The organism is Zunongwangia atlantica 22II14-10F7, from assembly GCF_002094855.1.
Lineage (GTDB): Bacteria > Bacteroidota > Bacteroidia > Flavobacteriales > Flavobacteriaceae > Zunongwangia > Zunongwangia atlantica.
This window is the reverse complement of record NZ_ARYN01000003.1, coordinates 170,738-189,412: the sequence shown is the minus strand read 5'-3', so window position 1 is coordinate 189,412 and position 18,675 is coordinate 170,738. Positions and strand designations below refer to the sequence as shown.

The window sequence follows — 18,675 nt, the reverse complement described above, 5'->3', positions numbered from 1 at the left end:
ACTTAAAATTATCATTAGTTTATACTTTATTAGCTTTAAAATTGAAAATAATTCACTTATTGTGGTTTTTTAGTGTGTAAAATGCTTTGTAAGATAGAAAGTGGTGAATATTATGTAATCTTCTTTATGAAGCATTAACAGCTTGGTTTATAGGTAAACCTTGTCCATTTATAGTGTAGTAATGGTTGTTAGACATAAGATTTCAATTATTCGTCGAAAATGCTTTAATTTGCTAAAACGTTTTATTATATTCGAGAACTTCTTTTATCTATACATGGAAGAAGTACTAACTACAGAATTTAAAAACAGAAGCAATCGAAGTTTTAATGCAACAATTAATTATTTCTTATCAATGAGAATGCACTCAAAATTTTTAAAGCTGGGGCTGTTATGCAGTTCCGTTTTATTTACTTCGATTTCTATAGCACAAACAACAAATAGTGCTAAAACAAGAGCAAAAACTGCTTTTCAAACCAGTACGGGTTGGATGCCACAAATAGATGTTCGTAGCGATATAGCAATTGTCTATGGAGTAAATGGTAATCCATCAGATCACGATCCCTCTGCTACATTTTTAAATAGAGTTAAATCCTGGAGAGATAAAGGATATACAACTCATTTTATGACGGGAATTGCCTGGGGTTCTTATCAGGATTATTTTTTAGGAGAATGGGATGGTAAACAACACTTAAATGAAGGTCAGGTAGAACAAAGTGGGGATACCATCTGGCATGGCGAAAATGTACCTTACATTGTTCCTAATAAGTCGTTTTTAAATTATATGAAAACGGCAATTATTAAAACGGTGATCGATGCTGGGATAAGTTCAATTTATTTAGAGGAACCTGAATTTTGGACAAGGGCCGGTTATAGTTCTCAGTTTAAAAAAGAATGGGAAAATCACTATGGATTTGCATGGCAACCACAACACCAATCTCCAGAGAGTACCTGGTTGTCTAATAAGTTAAAATACCAGCTTTATTATAATGCTATCGATGAGGTTTCTAAATATGCAAAGTCGTATGGCAAAGAAAAAGGCTTAGATGTTAAGGTGTATATCCCAACACATTCGTTAGTTAATTATTCGGCATGGAATATAGTTAGTCCAGAGGCCAGTCTGGCTTCTCTAGAGGGAATAGATGGTTATATCGCACAGGTTTGGACAGGAACTTCAAGAACACCTAATTATTTTAATGGGAATTTGAAAGAAAGAACTTTTGAAAATGCCTTTTTAGAATATGGTTCGATGGTTTCGATGACAGCCCCAACTAATAGAAAAATTTTCTTCTTAACAGATCCTATCGAAGATCGTAACCAAAGTTGGGAAGATTATAAAAAGAACTATCAGGCAACATTTGTTGCAAAATTATTATATCCCGGGAATGCTAATTACGAGGTTATGCCATGGCCAGAGCGTATTTATACTCGTCCTTATAGTGTTGCCGGAACAGATAAGAAAATTCTTATCCCAAAGCCATATTCTACCCAAATGCAGATTATGGTGAATACTTTAAATGATATTCAGGTTTCAGAAAATACGGTAAGTGGAGATCAGGGGATTGCGGTGGCTATGAGTAATTCGTTGATGTTTCAAACCTTTCCAAATCACGATGGCTACGAAGACCCTAATTTTTCAAACTTTTACGGGCAAACTTTCCCTTTATTAAAAAGAGGAGTTCCGGTTAGAACCGTTCATTTAGAAAACCTTAGTTACAAGCCCAGTCTTCAGGATAAAAAAGTATTGATTCTTAGCTATTCGAATATGAAACCCAATAATCCTGAAGAGCACGAATATCTTGCAAAATGGATTAAGGAAGGCGGAGTTTTAATTTATGCTGCGGCAGATAACGACCCTTACCAGCAAGTAGAGGAATGGTGGAATACCGGTAAATATAATTACAAAAAGCCTATAGAGCATTTAACCAATATACTAAATATTGAATATCCAGAGGATAATCAGGTTTACAAGGCGGGAAAAGGGAAAGTCTATTTTATTAAGCAGAATCCAAAGGATTTTGTGACGAATAAAAATGGAGATGATATTTTTCTTAGCACTTTAAATAAAGCTTATGCTGATGTAAATAATGAGCAAAAGCTTCAGTTCAAAAATAATTTTGAACTCGTTAGAGGAGCTTACGAGCTTATTGCCACTTTAGATGAAAGTGTTTCTGATGCACCTGTAATAACTAAAGGAAGTTATATTGATCTTTTTAATCCAGCATTACCAGTTCTTTCAGAAATAGTTACTAAACCAGGAGAGCAAAGCTATTTATACAATATTAGTAGCGTAAAAGATAAAAATAAACCACAGGTTTTGGCCTCGGCAAGTAGAATTTATGATGAAGAAATTACCAGAACATCATATACTTTTGTTTGTAAAAGTCCGCTTGATACTAACAATAGTATGAGAATTTTGCTTCCGGAGCAACCAAAATCAATTTCAATTAATAATAAACCATTACGTAAATCACCAGATACCAATCAGGATTATGACCAGAAGAGTAAAACTTTGCTTCTGCAATTTGCAAATGATCCTGAAGGCGTTGAAATTTCAATAAAATGGTGATGAGCATAATCCGAAAATCGAGATAAAATGAATATAGCCATAGGCGCAGATATCGGTGGTACCCATATCACTAGTGCAGCCATAGACTTAGATTCTTTTTCTGTAATAGAGAATAGCTATTACAACCAAAAAATTGATAATAAATCGCCTAAAGACATCATTTTTAAACAGTGGGCTTCCTGTTTAAATAATTCGATTAAGGCGGTTAGCAATAATGATATTTTAGGTGTTGGTATTGCTATTCCTGGTCCTTTTGATTATGCAAAAGGTATAGGTAAGTACGAGCGTAACGATAAATACGAAAGTCTTTATAATGTTTCTGTAATCGATGGGCTTGCCAGAGAAATCCAAAACGGACAAATTAAGCTAAGATTTTTAAATGATGCTTCTTCTTTTGGCTTAGGAAGTGATCTTTTAGAAAATTTAAATAAAGATAATACCATTGCGATTACCCTTGGTACTGGTTTTGGAGCAACTTTTCTTAAAAATAAAGTGCCATTAATTTCTGGAAACGGAGTGCCAGAGCACGGTTGTTTATGGGATAAGGATTTTAAAGATGGTATTGCCGACGATTATTTTTCTACGCGATGGCTAATTAATCATTACAGCGATCTAACCGGTGAAGATATCACTGGTTGCGGAGTGAAAGAGCTTATTGAAAAAGATCCTGAAAATATGAAGCGGGTTTTTGCCAATTTTAGCGATAATTTATGTGAATTTTTAGTTCCGCATTTAAAATCTTTCGAGACCGACGTTTTATTTATCGGCGGGAATATAGCCAAAGCTTCAGCTTACTTTCTAGATAAACTTGAAAATTGTATTGAGGCTGAAGGGCTTAAAACAAGTATAAGAATTGTTACCGAAGCTGAAAAAGTTGGAGTTGTAGGCGCTGCTTATCTCTTTAATCCAGATTTTTGGGAGCGGATTCGTAAAGAATTACCTACTATATAATTAAAGGCTCCTTAATCTAAGGAGCTTTTTTGTTGGCTGTATTTCTAATTCCAAATATTTAGAATGTAATTTATAGTAAATCTATAATTATCAATTTAATGATGAAATTTTAATGTTAAATTTCGTAGAAGTTCGTGGTAACTGTTTAATTTTGAACTTACTAAACTAACCGAGAATAGCTATGAAATTAACCTACACCGGGGCGCATTTAAAGGTGTACAATATGGTATCCCGCTCCAATCAGATTATTAATAGTTCCCATTTTTATGATGATTTAAAAAGCTTTTTAGATCAACATTATAATGAGAATGTTGTAGCTGAATTTTTAAAGCGATTAAAAGATTCAGATTTCGAAATTAAAGTTTCTTCGAACTGGAAACCTTTTTCTAAACGTTTTATTTATATCGATAAAAACGGGATTGGTGTAAATTCGGCTCGTCTACACCGGCCGTCTAAATTTTATATCGGCTTGTTCTTAGAAAAAGCTTTTCTAATTTTCGATCAAAGATATGACATCAGTAATAAAACCTTAATGATTACAGATCTAGAGGAAAAAGAAGATGTGTTGCAGGGTATTGGTTACCTTGCCGCAACTGCTGGTGATAGATAAAATAAAAAAGCTCCTTTTAAAAGGAGCTTTTTTATTACCTCCAAAGGGTATAATACGCCGAGGCTTGCTTTGAAATTAAAAATTTGTTTCCAAGGAATGCCTCGAGGTAGTTTACTTTATAATATATCTCTTATTTCAATAATTAATGTAGCTTTCGTTAAAGCTGCCATCTGCATAAAGATCGATTAATCCATAACCTGGGTTGGTTTGCCGGCGAATCCCATTCCACCAGGCACCACTAACTGCACCATCACAAATATAAGTAACATCATTATACACCACTTTGTCTCGCATATGTATATGCCCGCTAAGACAAAGTTTTACGTTAGGATACTCATAAAACAAATCTGTTAACTGCGCGCAATCGGTATGCATATCGCCACCTAAAAACTCCCAGCGGTTAATTACATTATCCTGTATCATTAAAACCGATGTTAAAATTGGGATGTGAGACATTATCAAGATTGGTGTTTTTTCAGGGGTATTTTTTAATTCTGAACTAAGCCATTCCATCTGTTTGTTACCAAGTTTACCAATGTACCAGGTATCGTCGATATCCTGATGGGTGCTGTCTAAAATGATAAACTTCCAGCCGTTTTGTGAAAAACTGTAATAGGGTTTTTCTAACTCTAAACGATCTAAAGAATATTTTTTTCCGTAGAATACTTCATCTTTAGAATCTTCATTCCACCAAACATCATGGTTTCCCAGGCAATATTTTACAGGGATATCATTTTCATTTTTCATTATCGATTCCATTAATTTCCACTGAGCATCGATATCGTTAAGTTTTTCTTTGTTCATATCAAAAACAATATCCCCGCCATTAAGGATAAGATCTACTTTAGGTGAATGTTGCTGAATATGATGTAAACAACGCTCAAACTTTTTAGGAGCGCCAAGATCATCTTTAAGATGAACATCTGTAATATGCGCTATACGTAAAACAGGTTTTTCAGTTCGAAATTTTGAGGTGAAAGATAATGATGGTGCCAAGGCAGCAGCACCAAGCCCTTTTAATAAAGATCTTCTTTTCATTAGATTAATTCGGTTAGGATTGAATTTCGATAAAAATAGATAAGATTTTTTCTAGCCGTATTAACTGAATATTAATAGCTCGTTATTCGTTTAGAACGGGATAAAAAATAGGCATAACTTTCTTATATTTAAATAACTAAATAAAAATAACCGTAATCATGAAAGTGAATTATTACCTGAATTTTGATGGAGATGCCGCAGATGCTTTTCATTTTTATAAAGCCATATTTGGAGGTGAGTTTATGGCATTTCTTAAGATGAATGAAACCCCAGATGCCAATAAGTTAACTGAAGACGAGCAAAATCGAACTTTACATATCGCTTTACCAATTGCTGAAGGTGTAATACTAATGGGTTCAGATATCTTGCCTTCTATGGGACATCAATTTAAGCCTGGTAATAATATGTACATTTCACTTCATCCTGAAAGTAGGAAAGAGGCCGATCGTTTGTATAACGGACTCTCTATAGATGGTGCTGTTGAAATGGAACTTCAGGATACATTTTGGGGTGCTTATTATGGGAGTTTTACAGATAAGTACGGAGTAAAATGGATGATTAATTTTGATGAAAATCGGTCTTAATTATTGCTGTTTTTCATATTTAAAGCAACCTTTTTAAGTTTTTGGCATCTACTTGAAAAGAAAGTGTTTATTATGAAGAAATTTTTACCTGTTCTAATTCTTAGCTTACTTGCGTTGGGATGCAGTGATGAGGAAGTGATTAATCAAGATATTGTTGGTGCGTGGGAATTTACCATGGTCCCAAGTGAAAATTACTATGAAGCGCTTGATGGTATAGATTATATTTTTATTTCGCAAATAATTTTTTCTGAAGATGGGGCTTACCGTAAAGAGGAATTTGTTGAAGATTCTGAAACACACGAAATTATTGGTTACTTAAGCCGGCACGAAGGAAGCTTTACCATAGAAGAGAGTAGAATTATACTTAATTATGATGAGTATGCGAATTTCGAGGATCACCAGCAGCAAATCATGGAAAAGACAAAACTGAATTTTTTTAGTACGGTAAGTGATAAAGGTCGTTATTATACCTTTGAAGGAGAAATTTTAAAGCTGGGATGTGATTACCTTGAAAACTGTGTTCTTGCTGATTATGTGAGAATTAGCTTGTAAAGACTTGTAAAGAGTATTTCTACAAATTATTCTCTTCCTTAATATCCTTAGCAAGTGATTTTTGCTGTGAATCACCTTTTTCTAAATGATCTATAGAAGATGCTATATCTTCTTTTTTGTATCCTTGGTGTAATTTTGCGATTCCTTGAATTTTAAAAGGTTTAGCCCAAAATCCAGTGATTAGTGGCAAGTGATCCAAAAGCATTTGCTCCGGAATTTCATCATAGAACAAAGGCGAATTTTGTCGATTTTCGAAAGTATTTACCAGTTTTTTTAAAGAGCTTTCTAATTCTTCTTTAGTTTGAAGTTTTATGTGAGCATTTATATGCACGGCTGAATAATCCCAGGTGCTAATGTCTTTTTCTGCGTACCAGGAAGAACTTACATAGCCTTGTGCGCCACTAAAAATAAGTAAAACTTCAGCATCGTCTTTTAAAGTTTCTAATTGCTCGTTATGATTGGCAATATGAGCGTATAATCTAAAGTTTTCTGCATTGCCTTCAATCAAAACCGGAACATGAGTAGCAATAAAGTTGTCTAGCTTACTCACCATAGTCGCAAAAGGATGCTTCTGTATAAACTGGAAGATAAATTCAGGATCATCCTTTATGTATTTTTTTGGCTGGTACATTTTTTAGAGTAATAGATTATTCTCGACTGTTAAGTAAAAATTACCTGCGCAAATTACTATTTTCGATTTACATCTTTAATTATCCAATCTTCTAATTTTTTGTCTGCGGAATGTAGTACAGAAACATCACCTGTGGTTTCAAAAACAACGGCCCTTACTTCAGAAAGTTGGATCACATTCGCTTCTCTAAGTTTTCCGCGAAGATCAGATTCGGTTACCCGGGCCTTCTTTAAATTATCGTAATAAATCTCTCCATCTTTCATAAGCAGAATAGGATCGTTATCAGTTATTTTCTGAAAAGCCGGATATCTTCTTAAATAAGCAGTGACCAGTTGTAAAATATAGACAACAAGCAGAGCTACGGCACCCTGAACTAAACTTACATTTTTTAATACAATGGTTGAAGCCAAGATACTCCCACTTGCTATGGTCATCGCAAAATCAAAACTAGACATTTTGGAAAAACTTCGTTTCCCTGCGATTCTTGTATATAAGATGACTAAGATAAATATTCCTATTGCGCTTAAGGTGATAGCAACTAAACTTGTTCCTGACGCTTCAAACCATTTTTCCATGTTTTTATTTTTTGTGTTTCGTTAATTTATCCGCCAATTAATTCGCCACCATTTACATGAATGGTTTGCCCGGTAATATAGCTACTATCTTCACTGGCTAGGAAAACATAAGCTGGAGCGACTTCTCCTGGTTGTCCCGCGCGTCCCATCGGCACCTTTTGCCCAAATTCGGTAACATCGTCAAAAGTAGCAGGTATTAGTGGCGTCCAGATTGGGCCTGGTGCAACTGCGTTTACTCTGATTCCTTTAGAAACCAGCATCGACGATAAACTCCTTGTAAAGCTTGTAATTGCACCTTTACTGCTGGCATAATCCAATAAATGAGAACTACCACGATAAGAAGTTACAGATGTAGTATTTACAATGCTTGCATTTTCTTTTAGATGATCTAAGGCTTCTTTCAAGATATAGAAATAAGGGTAAATATTCGTTTCAAAAGTTTCTTTAAGTTGATCTATACTAATCTCCTTAATTTCATCTTTTGGGAATTGAACTGCGGCATTATTGATCAAAATATCGAGACTGCCAAATTCTGTAACGACATGATTTACTGCTTTTTTACAAAATTCTGGGTTTTTAATGTCGCCCTCTATTAAAAAACAATTTTGTCCTTCGGCCTCTATAAGTTTTTTTGTCTCTAGCGCATCCTCATCTTCTTCAAGGTAAATAATAGCAATATTTGCGCCTTCACGTGCAAAGTGAACTGCTACGCTTTGCCCAATACCACTGTCTCCACCGGTAATTAATGCGTTTTTGCCTTTCAACTTTTCACTACCTTTATAATCGTTTCTAATGATCATTGGTTGGGGATTCATTTTGTGTTGATCACCCGGTTGTTTTTGATCTTGTTGCGGAAAGGTTTTTGGTTCATTCATAAAATTTGCATTTTAGTGGTTTGAAATCGAGTCAATTTAATCATGGTGAGCGCAAAAAAAATGTTAAGTTGTCCTAAGCATTTCTAAAGAGATGCCGGTTTTAATTTTTTGAACTAAGAATTATTTGAATAAAACTAACTAACAACAAACTAAATAAATGGCAACTTTAAAAATTGGGCATCGTGGGGCGAAAGGTCACGTCGCAGAAAACACGCTAGAAAGTATCAAAAAAGCATTATTGCTAAGAGTAGATATGATCGAGATCGATGTGCATCTGTGTAAAACGGGAGAGCTGGTGGTAATTCACGATGAAGAACTGGAAACAACAACTTCTGGAACCGGGATGGTAGGCAATAAAAGTCTTTCTGAAATTAAATCCCTTAAAACCAAAGAAGGTTATCGTATTCCTACTTTAGAAGAAGTTCTGGAACTTATTCAGGATAAAGTGATTTTAAATATTGAATTGAAAGGCGAAGGTACTGCCGAACCGGTTTTAAAATGTCTTCAAAAATATCCGGGTTCAAGAATCCTTATTTCCAGCTTCAATTTTAATGAATTAATGAGCCTTAGAAGCTTAAACCCAGAAATTCCTGTCGCGGTGCTAACAGACGACGATCTAAGTATTGCTTTCTTGCAAGCAAGACACTTAAAGGCCGTTGCAATTCATCCTTACTACAAACTGGTAACCAGGGATTATCTAGCAGACTGCCACAGGAATGGTATAAAAATTAATGTTTGGACAGTAAATAAACCAGAGAAGATCAAGAAAATGAAAGCCCTTGGTGTCGATGGTATTTTTACAGATTTTCCAGATCGATTATAATATAAAATAGATTTTTTAAAGGAAGGTATGGCGCATTATGACGTGTTGATTGTTGGAGGTGGAGCTGCCGGTTTCTTTACCGCGATAAATGTGGCGAATTTTAATCCCGAATTAAAAATCGCCATTTTAGAGCGTGGTAAAAATGTATTGTCTAAAGTTAAAATTTCTGGTGGCGGGCGTTGTAATGTTACGCATGCTGAATTTATACCCAAAGATTTAACCCGTAATTATCCGCGGGGAGAAAAGGAATTAATTGGCCCTTTTCATAGTTTTATGACGGGCGATACCATTGGTTGGTTTGTCGATCGCGGAGTAGAACTAAAAACCGAAGACGACGGAAGAATGTTTCCGGTTACTAATACTTCTGAAACGATAATCGATTGTTTTCTTTCTGAAACCAGGCGATTAGGGATTAAAGTTCTTACCGGGCAACCTGTAAAAAACATTCAAAAAAATAACGAATCTTGGCTTGTAGAAAGTACAAAAACCAATTTTAGTTGTGATGAACTGGTAATTGCTACCGGAAGTAATCCCAAAATGTGGGATATTTTGAAGGATTTGGGGCATAAAATGGTCGATGCTGTGCCATCTTTATTCACTTTCAATATCAAAGATCCTAGAATTAAAGATTTAGCGGGTATTTCTACGTTTGCTGAAGTGAAAATTCCAAACTCAGGATTAGAAAGCGAAGGTCCGCTGCTTATTACGCATTGGGGAATGAGTGGCCCCGGAATTTTAAAACTTTCAGCCTGGGGAGCACGAGATTTAAATGAATGTAATTACCAATTTTCGATATTGGTGAATTGGGTGCCAGGTTTTAATCCAGAATCAATCAGTGAAGACTTAATCCGATTAAAAGAGTCTTCAGCAAAACAAAAAGTGATCAAATATGCCCAATTTGAACTTCCAAAGCGTCTTTGGGTTAAATTGGTAAAAGCTTCAGGAATTCCAGAAGATGAGGTTTGGGCAAATGTTTCAAAAAAGCAACTCGATCAACTAGCGCTCCAGCTTTGTAAAGGAGAATTCAGCGTAAATGGAAAAAGTACCTTTAAGGATGAATTTGTAACGGCAGGTGGCATAGACTTAAAGGAAATCGATTTTAAAGCTTTCCGCAGTAAAAAATATGAGAATCTTTATTTAGCAGGAGAAGTCTTGAATATTGATGCAATTACCGGAGGCTTTAATTTTCAGAATGCCTGGACGGGTGGATTTATAGCGGCAAAAGCGATTGCTGGGATTAGTTAATTCGCCAAAACTCAAAAGTAAAAGCAACCAGATAAAGCACCCAAACGGCGTAAGGAATAAGAAGGTAGGCCGAGATTGTATTTACGATTTTAAACCATTTAATGGTGATTAACAATAAAATGAAAACGGCGCTTATAGCCATAAATGCAATCATTGGTTCGTGAAGGCCAAAGAAAAAAAGAAACCAAAACGCATTAAGTAATAAAATGAAGCCAAAATGATAAAGCGCTGTTTTAACCCATTTGTGATAAAAGCCTTTGCTCCAAACCAATCCTGCTGAAATCCCGATAAGTACGTACATTATCGTCCACACCGGGCCAAATAAAAATTCTGGCGGTGTAAACCATGGTTTTTGCAACGTAGCATACCAGGAGTCGAGTCCGTTTTGAAGAGCAATAATCCCCAAAAAGCCAAAAACAAGACAAACTGCGGTAGCTGTTACGCTGCGAATGAGCAGCTTAGAGTTCATGAATCAGGTTAGATTTGTATTTAAAAATAGCAAAAAAAATGCTTTGTTGCTCATTTATCGGGAAAAATTTAAAAGCATATATTTGCTGAAAATCTATTGAAAAATGCCTGATAAGGAGTTTATTGCAACAGGTCTAAAAACTGTTGCAAAAAGTGGATCGGTATGCTGGGAAGCCCCAAGTAATATAGCACTTGTTAAATATTGGGGGAAAAAGGAAAATCAAATTCCGGCAAACCCATCAGTAAGTTTTACGCTAAAAAACTGCAAAACTACCACTACATTGAACTATGTTAAAGTTTCTGAGGAGAATCAAATTTCCGAAGAAATCGAGTTCGATGTGATCTTCGAAGGCGTTAAAAAAGAGAGCTTTAAACCTAAAATTGCAGCTTTTTTTAAACGAATTTTACCTTATTGCGCTTATTTAAAGCAATTTAAGTTTGAGGTGGTTTCAGAAAATTCTTTTCCACATAGTAGCGGGATTGCTTCTTCGGCTAGTGGAATGAGTGCTTTGGCACTTTGTGTAATGAGCCTCGAAAAGGAGTTGTTTCCTGAGGTTACCGAAGATTATTTTTATAAAAAAGCATCGTTTTTAGCAAGATTAGGTAGCGGTAGCGCTTGTAGAAGTGTAAAAGGCGATCTTGTGGTTTGGGGTGCACACAAAGAAATCCCGTTCAGTAGCGACGAATATGGAATAGAATATCCATTTAAAATTGCCGATGTTTTTAAAGATTTTCAGGATACTATTTTGCTGGTAGATAAAGGCAAAAAGAAAGTAAGTAGTACAGTAGGGCATAATTTAATGCATGGCCATCCTTTTGCCGAAGCCAGATTTAACCAGGCGCATGATCATCTATCTGCATTGATTCCTGTTTTTGAGCAGGGCGATTTAGGGCAGTTTATTAAAATTGTAGAGCGCGAAGCACTTACTCTTCACGGAATGATGATGAGTAGCGACCCATATTTTTTGTTGATGAAACCAAACACACTGGCAATTATCAATAAAATTTGGGAAAAGCGGGAGGAAAGTAAAATCCCGGTTTGTTTCACTTTAGACGCAGGTGCAAACGTGCATATGTTATATCCTTCTAAAAATAAGGAAGAGATTTTGGAATTTGTTAAGAACGAGTTAGTTGTCTATTGTGAAAATGGACACTATATTTGTGACGAGATTGGACAGGGATCAAAAAAGTTGTAGATTTACGTAAACGGCTGTGATTCAGATTTTCAATTTCTGAATGCTAAAAGGCTAATTTATATGAAGGGACCTTTATTTTATTCTAAAATTTTATTGTTTGGGGAATACGGGATCATTAAAGATTCCAAAGGATTATCGATCCCTTACAATTTTTACAACGGTGCTTTAAAGGTTTCAGAAGAGCCTACGGCAAAAGCAAAAGAGTCTAACGAGCACTTAAGAAGATTTGCAAATTACCTGAATACACTTCAAAAAGAACATCCAGAACTAGTGCAATTTGATATTGCAAGTTTAGAAGCAGATATTGAAAAGGGAATGTATTTTGATTCCAGCATTCCGCAGGGATACGGTGTTGGGAGTAGCGGTGCTTTAGTGGCTGCGATCTACGACAAATATGCGACTGATAAAATTACAGTGCTGGAAAATCTTACCAGAGATAAATTATTAAAACTGAAGAAGATTTTCGGTAAAATGGAAAGCTTTTTTCATGGAGAATCTTCTGGTTTAGATCCTTTAAATAGTTACTTAAGCATTCCAATATTAATCAATTCTAAAGATAATATCGAGCCGGCAGGAATTCCTTCACAAACCGAGAATGGTACTGGTGCGGTATTTTTATTGGATAGTGGTTCTACGGGAGAAACAGCACCAATGATTTCTATTTTTATGGAAAATATGAAGCAGGAGCCGTTTAGAAAAATGCTTAAAAATCAATTTGTAAAACATACCGATGCCTGTGTAGACGATTTTCTAAAAGGAGATGTAAAATCGCTTTTTAAGAATGTAAAAAGTCTTTCACATGTGGTTTTAGATAACTTTAAGCCAATGATCCCGGCGAAGTTTCACAATCTTTGGAAAAATGGTATTGAAACTAACGATTATTACCTGAAACTTTGTGGATCTGGCGGCGGTGGCTACATTCTTGGTTTTACTGAAGATATCGAGAAGGCCAGAAAGTCCTTAAAAGATTACAATCTGGAAGTAGTTTACAACTTCTAAGTTTACCTGAAAATTTACAGCCTATGGCTTCGCTAATGAATAAGCGTTTCTTGCTTAAGATGCTAAGCCTCTTTTCTGTGGTGCGCGGTTATAATATTCTTATGATCGTTATTGCGCAGTATCTGGCATCAGCTTTTATATTGGCTCCAGATCTTCCGCTACGAGAAGTGTTTTTTGATGATAATCTTTTTTTTCTAATTCTTAGCACGGCTACCGTAATTGCTTCAGGATATATTATCAATAACTTTTACGATAGCGAGAAGGATTTAATCAATCGGCCTAAAAAAACGATGTTAGACAGGATTGTGGGGCAGCGCACAAAACTTTCAGTATATTTTATTCTGAATATGTTTGCGGTGTTTTTTGCTAGCTACGTTTCATTTAAAACCGTTGTCTTTTTCTCGTTGTATATTTTTGCTATTTGGTTTTATTCGCACCGATTGAAGAAAATTTTGTTCGTAGGAAATCTGGTAGCATCGATTATTGCTATTGTTCCGTTTTTTGCGGTATTTGTATACTATCGCAATACCGAAACCGTAATTTTTATTCATGCGGCCTTCCTGTTTTTAATGATCGCCATGCGGGAACTCGTAAAAGATCTGGAAAATATTAAAGGAGACCTTGCTTTAAATTATCACACCATTCCGGTGGTTTATGGAGAGAAGTGGAGTAAATTATTTTTAGGAATATTATTTTTAATTTCGATTATTCCAACTCTATTACTTACCCAAAAATTTGATGTTGGTTATATGCACTATTACTTTTATGCCAGCTTTTTTCTGTTAGCCTTGTTTATGCTTATCTTATATTTTAGTAAGGCGAAGTGGCAGTATCTAATACTTCATAATATCCTGAAGTTTATTATTGTAGCCGGGGTTTTTAGCATCTTACTTATCGATCCAGATACGCTTTTAAATAGAGTGTTCTAAAAGCAAATTGCTAGATTTTAGTAAGTTGACTTCAAAATAAATCAAAATCTTTTAATAATCATTTTTTAACACCGATACGAACAAGTATCTTTGCAAAAAATTAGCGATATGAGCAGAAGGGATAATTCTTCAGAAAAAAAGTTTAGTGGAAGACAGGGTGGCAGTGGTCGTAAGAAATCATATGCTCGTGGTAATGCACCCATTAAGCGTAAGAATACGGCTTTAGAGAAGCGTGAAGACGGAATGCGTTTAAATAAATACATCGCTAATGCTGGTATTTGTTCTCGTAGAGATGCAGATATTTATATCGCTTCAGGAAATGTAACTGTAAATGGAGAAGTTGTTACCGAGATGGGCTACAAAGTACAGTTAACAGACGAGGTTAAATTCGACGGCCGTAGCATTACCCCAGATAAGCCAGAGTATTTTGTACTGAATAAATCTAAAGGTGTTTTTGTAACCGGAAGTGTGCATAAAGGCGGCTTAACCGTAATGGATATTATGGCAAAAGCATCTAAATCTAAATTAGATCCTATTGGGAAGCTAGATACGCAAACAACAGGTTTACTGGTTTTTACTAACGATGGTGCTTTAGCTAAGAAACTTGCTAATCCTAAAAACGGAATTCGACAGATTTACCATATAAAATTAGATCACGCTTTATCACAAGATGATCTTGAAAAGATTAGAGAAGGCGTTTATATCGAAAGTAAAAAGATTAATGTAACTGATGTAAGTTACGTAAAAGATCGCCCAAAATCTGAAGTAGGGATGGAGATCACAAGTACAAAACCACATATTGTACAAAAGATCTTTAAGAGTTTAGGTTACGAAATTCTGAACCTGGATCGTGTGGTTTATGGAGGTTTAACCAAGAAAGATTTACCACGTGGCAGGTTTAGAACACTTACTAAACAAGAGGTAATTAACCTTGGAAATTTGTAGTCGATTTTTTTAAAATTTCAATTACTTTTTTATTTACATTTACCACCTGTTTCGTGACGGGTGGTAACAACTATTATTTAAAAAATCACCCGGCGGCAAAAGATTTTAATTAATAGCTTTATTTTTTAGTGTTTTTAGATTGAAAAACATTTTTTCTTCAGGTATCCGCCATCTCAGGTGTTTGTTGGGTTTAGTAGCAATTCTAAATCTTACACTTTTTACATTAATAATTTTCTTAACAATATTTTATCAATCTGAATTTTCAGACTGTGTAATTAATAACTAATTTTTAATTTTTAACCAATCTACATTTATAAAATTGAATACCAAGTACAGGGATTTAATCGATCAGACTTACTACTTTCCTCAGGAAGAATTTAAATTAGAGGGTAGTGAGCTTCAATTTCATGATATTGATTTAATGGAGCTGGTAAAGCAATACGGTGCGCCATTAAAATTCACTTATCTGCCAAAAATTTCAGACAATATCAATCGTGCAAAAGGCTGGTTTAAAACAGCCATGAAAAATCTCGATTATAAGGGAACTTATAATTATTGTTACTGCACTAAAAGTTCGCACTTTGAATATGTGATGAACGAAGCGCTTAAAAACGAGATTCATATTGAAACCTCTTCAGCTTTCGATATTAATATTATCGAAAAATTAAAGGCTTCTGGCAAACTGAGAGACGATGCTTATGTGATTTGTAACGGTTTTAAACGTGATCAATACGTTGCGAATATTGGCCGATTAATTAATAACGGACACAAAAACTGTATTCCGATTATTGATAATTATGAAGAATTAAGCCTACTGGAAGATCGTATAAACGACGATTTTGAAGTTGGGATTAGAATTGCTTCTGAAGAAGAACCAAAATTCGAATTCTATACCTCAAGATTGGGGATTGGATACAAAAATATTGTTCCGTTTTATAATCAGTCAATAAAGGATAATGATAAAGTGAATCTAAAAATGCTTCACTTTTTTATCAATACCGGGATTCGTGATACGGCTTATTACTGGAACGAACTTAATAAATGTCTTAAGGTTTATATTAACCTGAAGCGAATTTGCCCAACATTAGACAGCTTAAATATTGGCGGAGGATTTCCTATAAAAAATTCTTTGGCGTTTGATTATGATTACCAGTATATGGTTGAAGAAATCATTAATCAGATAAAACTAGCCTGTACTGAAGCAGATGTAGAGGTTCCAAACATTTTTACAGAATTTGGAAGCTTTACTGTTGGTGAAAGTGGAGGTGCGATTTATGAAATCTTATACCAAAAGCAACAAAACGATCGTGAGAAATGGAATATGATCAATTCATCTTTCATCACCACTTTGCCAGATACCTGGGCGATTAGTAAAAAATTTGTAATGTTGGCTATTAACCGCTGGAACGATGAATACGAGCGTGTACTTTTAGGAGGGCTAACCTGCGATAGCGACGATTATTATAACAGCGAGCAAAATACCAATGCCATTTATCTTCCAAAATTCAAGAAAGATAAACCACTCTATATAGGATTCTTTAATACGGGAGCTTACCAGCAAACTATTGGAGGTTTTGGAGGGCTTCAGCATTGTTTAATACCGCAACCAAAACATTTGCTAATCGATAGAGACGAAAATGGTAAAATTACCACCAAATTATTTAGCGAGCAGCAAAAGGCCGAGGATATGTTAGATATTTTGGGCTACGAGTAAATATGAGAACTAAAATTTTTATCTTTAAAACAATCAACTATTTCTTATTAAACCAACTAGATTAAAATGAGTAAAAAGAATTATGCCGGTATACCCGATAAATATGCCAGAATAGACGAGGCGAAGGTGGTATTAATTCCTGTTCCTTACGATGGCACAAGTACCTGGCAAAAAGGCGCAGATAAAGGCCCAGAGGCATTTTTGGAAGCTTCAGAAAATATGGAAGTTTACGATATCGAAACTAAATCTGAAGTTTATAAAAAAGGAGTGTATTTAGCACCTGCCGTTACAGAGAATTCTTCACCAGAAAAAATGGTAGAGGCAGTGTATAAAACCACTAAAAATTATATTTCTCAGGAAAAGTTTGTAACACTTTTTGGAGGGGAGCATAGTATTTCTATTGGTAGTATTAGAGCTTTTAATGAAAGTTTTGAAGATTTAACCGTAGTTCAGTTAGATGCACATGCAGATTTAAGACCAGAGTACGAAGGTTCTAAATGTAACCATGCCTGTGCTATGTACGAGGCTAGTAAAAAGACTAACCTAATTCAGGTAGGAATTCGTTCTATGGATATTTCAGAAACTGAGCATATGGACGAAAACCAGGTGTATTTTGGTCACGATCTTTACGAAGACTGGATGGACGATGCTATTGGGCAAATGACGCCTAACGTATTTATTACGATAGATTTGGATGCTTTTGATCCTTCTATTTTACCATCTACGGGAACACCAGAGCCAGGAGGTTTGTTTTGGTACGAAACTTTAGAGTTTCTAAAATTAATGTTTAAGAAGAAGAATGTAGTAGGCTTCGATATTGTAGAGCTTTGCCCTAATAAAGAAGAGAAATCTTCAGATTTTCTTGCGGCAAAACTATATTATAAGATGCTAAGCTATAAATTCAAATATCAAAATTATAACGAAGAAGACGAAGATGAATAAAGGAGCGATTTCGCAATTCATAGAAAAATATTATTTACACTTTAACGCAGCAGCACTTGTTGATGCAGCAAAAGATTACGAAAAGCAATTAGAAGGCGGTAGCAAAATGTTAGTCTCTCTTGCGGGAGCTATGAGTACGGCCGAGCTTGGTAAAATCTTTGCTGAAATGATTAGACAGGATAAAGTACAAATCGTTTCTTGTACTGGCGCTAACCTGGAAGAAGACGTAATGAATTTAGTTGCACATTCACATTATAAACGTGTGCCTAATTATCGTGACCTTACTCCAAAAGAAGAATGGGAGCTTTTAGAAGGTGGTTTAAACCGTGTTACTGATACCTGTATCCCAGAAGAAGAAGCTTTTAGAAGAATTCAGGAGCATATTTTTAAAATATGGAAAGAAGCAGATGATAAAGGAGAACGCTATCTTCCGCACGAATACTTGTATAAATTATTACTTTCAGGAGTTTTAGAAGAATATTACGAGATCGATCTTAAAGATTCCTGGATGTACGCAGCTGCAGAGAAAAACCTACCAATGGTTGTGCCAGGATGGGAAGATTCTACGCTTGGAAACATCTTTGCTTCTTACGTAATTAAGGGCGAATTAAAAGCAAGTACCATGAAATCTGGAATCGAGTATATGACGTTCCTTGCAGATTGGTATACAGAGAATTCTAAAAACGGAATTGGTTTCTTCCAAATTGGTGGAGGTATTGCCGGAGATTTCCCAATTTGTGTGGTGCCTATGTTATATCAGGATCTAGAAAGAACAGATACACCGTTTTGGAGTTATTTCTGCCAGATTTCAGATTCTACTACAAGTTACGGGTCATACTCTGGTGCTGTACCAAACGAGAAGATCACCTGGGGTAAATTAGATATCAATACACCAAAGCATATTATCGAGAGTGATGCGACAATTGTTGCGCCGCTAATTTTCGCTTACCTCTTAGATATGTAAACTGTTTAACTTTTCTAGCAAAAAGTATTAACAAAGATTTACAAGATAAAACAGCTGTCCTTTAGCCT

At 35.2% G+C, this 18,675-nt stretch carries 19 protein-coding genes; 14 read left to right on the top strand and 5 right to left on the bottom strand.

What is annotated here, in order from left to right:
• Positions 1-274: 274 nt before the first annotated feature.
• The 3 genes from IIF7_RS04455 to IIF7_RS04445 all read left to right on the top strand — a co-directional run bounded on the left by IIF7_RS04455 (position 275) and on the right by IIF7_RS04445 (position 4,127).
• A complete protein-coding gene (locus IIF7_RS04455; protein ID WP_245801520.1) occupies positions 275-2,566 on the top strand; it encodes a hypothetical protein in 2,292 nt (763 codons plus the stop codon).
• A gap of 27 nt (positions 2,567-2,593) precedes the next feature.
• The gene (locus IIF7_RS04450; protein WP_084840474.1) at positions 2,594-3,517 is read left to right on the top strand and encodes an ROK family protein; all 924 of its coding nucleotides are present in this window, start codon (positions 2,594-2,596) and stop codon (positions 3,515-3,517) included.
• A gap of 181 nt (positions 3,518-3,698) precedes the next feature.
• Positions 3,699-4,127 (top strand): hypothetical protein, encoded by a 429-nt coding sequence (locus IIF7_RS04445; protein WP_084840473.1) that lies wholly within the window; start codon positions 3,699-3,701, stop codon positions 4,125-4,127.
• 135 nt (positions 4,128-4,262) lie between these two features.
• Here the strand turns inward: IIF7_RS04445 and IIF7_RS04440 are convergent, their stop codons facing one another.
• Positions 4,263-5,165, bottom strand: coding sequence for a metallophosphoesterase family protein (locus IIF7_RS04440; protein WP_084840472.1), 903 nt, complete (start codon positions 5,163-5,165; stop codon positions 4,263-4,265).
• A 158-nt stretch (positions 5,166-5,323) separates the two neighbouring features.
• On the opposite strand from IIF7_RS04440, the gene IIF7_RS04435 reads away from it, so the two are divergent.
• Both IIF7_RS04435 and IIF7_RS04430 read left to right on the top strand, forming a co-directional pair.
• Positions 5,324-5,749 (top strand): VOC family protein, encoded by a 426-nt coding sequence (locus IIF7_RS04435; protein WP_084840471.1) that lies wholly within the window; start codon positions 5,324-5,326, stop codon positions 5,747-5,749.
• 72 nt (positions 5,750-5,821) lie between these two features.
• Positions 5,822-6,301, top strand: coding sequence for a hypothetical protein (locus IIF7_RS04430; protein WP_084840470.1), 480 nt, complete (start codon positions 5,822-5,824; stop codon positions 6,299-6,301).
• 19 nt (positions 6,302-6,320) lie between these two features.
• On the opposite strand, the gene IIF7_RS04425 is transcribed toward IIF7_RS04430, so the two are convergent.
• Genes IIF7_RS04425 through IIF7_RS04415 form a run of 3 tightly spaced genes read right to left on the bottom strand, consistent with a single transcriptional unit; the run spans position 6,321 to position 8,382 of the window.
• Positions 6,321-6,932 (bottom strand): FMN-binding negative transcriptional regulator, encoded by a 612-nt coding sequence (locus IIF7_RS04425; protein ID WP_084840469.1) that lies wholly within the window; start codon positions 6,930-6,932, stop codon positions 6,321-6,323.
• Positions 6,933-6,988: 56 nt separating this feature from the next.
• A complete protein-coding gene (locus IIF7_RS04420; RefSeq protein ID WP_084840468.1) occupies positions 6,989-7,507 on the bottom strand; it encodes a DUF421 domain-containing protein in 519 nt (172 codons plus the stop codon).
• Positions 7,508-7,533: 26 nt separating this feature from the next.
• Positions 7,534-8,382 (bottom strand): SDR family oxidoreductase, encoded by an 849-nt coding sequence (locus tag IIF7_RS04415; protein WP_084840467.1) that lies wholly within the window; start codon positions 8,380-8,382, stop codon positions 7,534-7,536.
• 157 nt (positions 8,383-8,539) lie between these two features.
• Between IIF7_RS04415 and IIF7_RS04410 the strand changes: the two genes are divergently transcribed.
• Both IIF7_RS04410 and IIF7_RS04405 read left to right on the top strand, forming a co-directional pair.
• On the top strand, positions 8,540-9,205 hold the full coding sequence (locus IIF7_RS04410) for a glycerophosphodiester phosphodiesterase (RefSeq protein ID WP_084840466.1): 666 nt from the start codon (positions 8,540-8,542) through the stop codon (positions 9,203-9,205).
• 27 nt (positions 9,206-9,232) lie between these two features.
• On the top strand, positions 9,233-10,450 hold the full coding sequence (locus IIF7_RS04405; protein ID WP_084840465.1) for a BaiN/RdsA family NAD(P)/FAD-dependent oxidoreductase: 1,218 nt from the start codon (positions 9,233-9,235) through the stop codon (positions 10,448-10,450).
• Here the strand turns inward: IIF7_RS04405 and IIF7_RS04400 are convergent.
• Complete coding sequence (locus tag IIF7_RS04400; RefSeq protein WP_084840464.1) at positions 10,443-10,919, bottom strand: TspO/MBR family protein; 477 nt, start codon at positions 10,917-10,919, stop codon at positions 10,443-10,445. The genes IIF7_RS04405 and IIF7_RS04400 overlap by 8 nt on opposite strands.
• Positions 10,920-11,022: 103 nt before the next feature.
• On the opposite strand from IIF7_RS04400, the gene IIF7_RS04395 reads away from it, so the two are divergent.
• From IIF7_RS04395 to IIF7_RS04365, 7 genes are all read left to right on the top strand, one after another.
• Positions 11,023-12,114, top strand: coding sequence for a diphosphomevalonate/mevalonate 3,5-bisphosphate decarboxylase family protein (locus IIF7_RS04395; protein WP_084840463.1), 1,092 nt, complete (start codon positions 11,023-11,025; stop codon positions 12,112-12,114).
• Positions 12,115-12,174: 60 nt separating this feature from the next.
• Positions 12,175-13,113: a mevalonate kinase family protein gene (locus tag IIF7_RS04390; protein ID WP_084840462.1), complete on the top strand. Its 939-nt coding sequence runs from the start codon at positions 12,175-12,177 to the stop codon at positions 13,111-13,113.
• 23 nt (positions 13,114-13,136) lie between these two features.
• Positions 13,137-14,042 (top strand): geranylgeranylglycerol-phosphate geranylgeranyltransferase, encoded by a 906-nt coding sequence (locus IIF7_RS04385; RefSeq protein WP_084840461.1) that lies wholly within the window; start codon positions 13,137-13,139, stop codon positions 14,040-14,042.
• Positions 14,043-14,150: 108 nt separating this feature from the next.
• A complete protein-coding gene (locus IIF7_RS04380; RefSeq protein WP_176218893.1) occupies positions 14,151-14,987 on the top strand; it encodes a pseudouridine synthase in 837 nt (278 codons plus the stop codon).
• A 319-nt stretch (positions 14,988-15,306) separates the two neighbouring features.
• Entirely contained in the window at positions 15,307-16,701 is a 1,395-nt protein-coding gene (locus IIF7_RS04375) for an arginine decarboxylase (protein WP_084840459.1), read from the top strand.
• A gap of 66 nt (positions 16,702-16,767) precedes the next feature.
• Positions 16,768-17,643 carry an agmatinase gene (gene speB / locus IIF7_RS04370; RefSeq protein WP_084840458.1) on the top strand — a complete coding sequence of 292 codons (876 nt, stop codon included), beginning with the start codon at positions 16,768-16,770 and terminating at the stop codon, positions 17,641-17,643.
• Positions 17,636-18,607 carry a deoxyhypusine synthase family protein gene (locus IIF7_RS04365; RefSeq protein ID WP_084840457.1) on the top strand — a complete coding sequence of 324 codons (972 nt, stop codon included), beginning with the start codon at positions 17,636-17,638 and terminating at the stop codon, positions 18,605-18,607. The genes speB and IIF7_RS04365 overlap by 8 nt, the downstream gene beginning before the upstream one ends.
• The last annotated feature ends 68 nt before the right edge of the window (positions 18,608-18,675 follow it).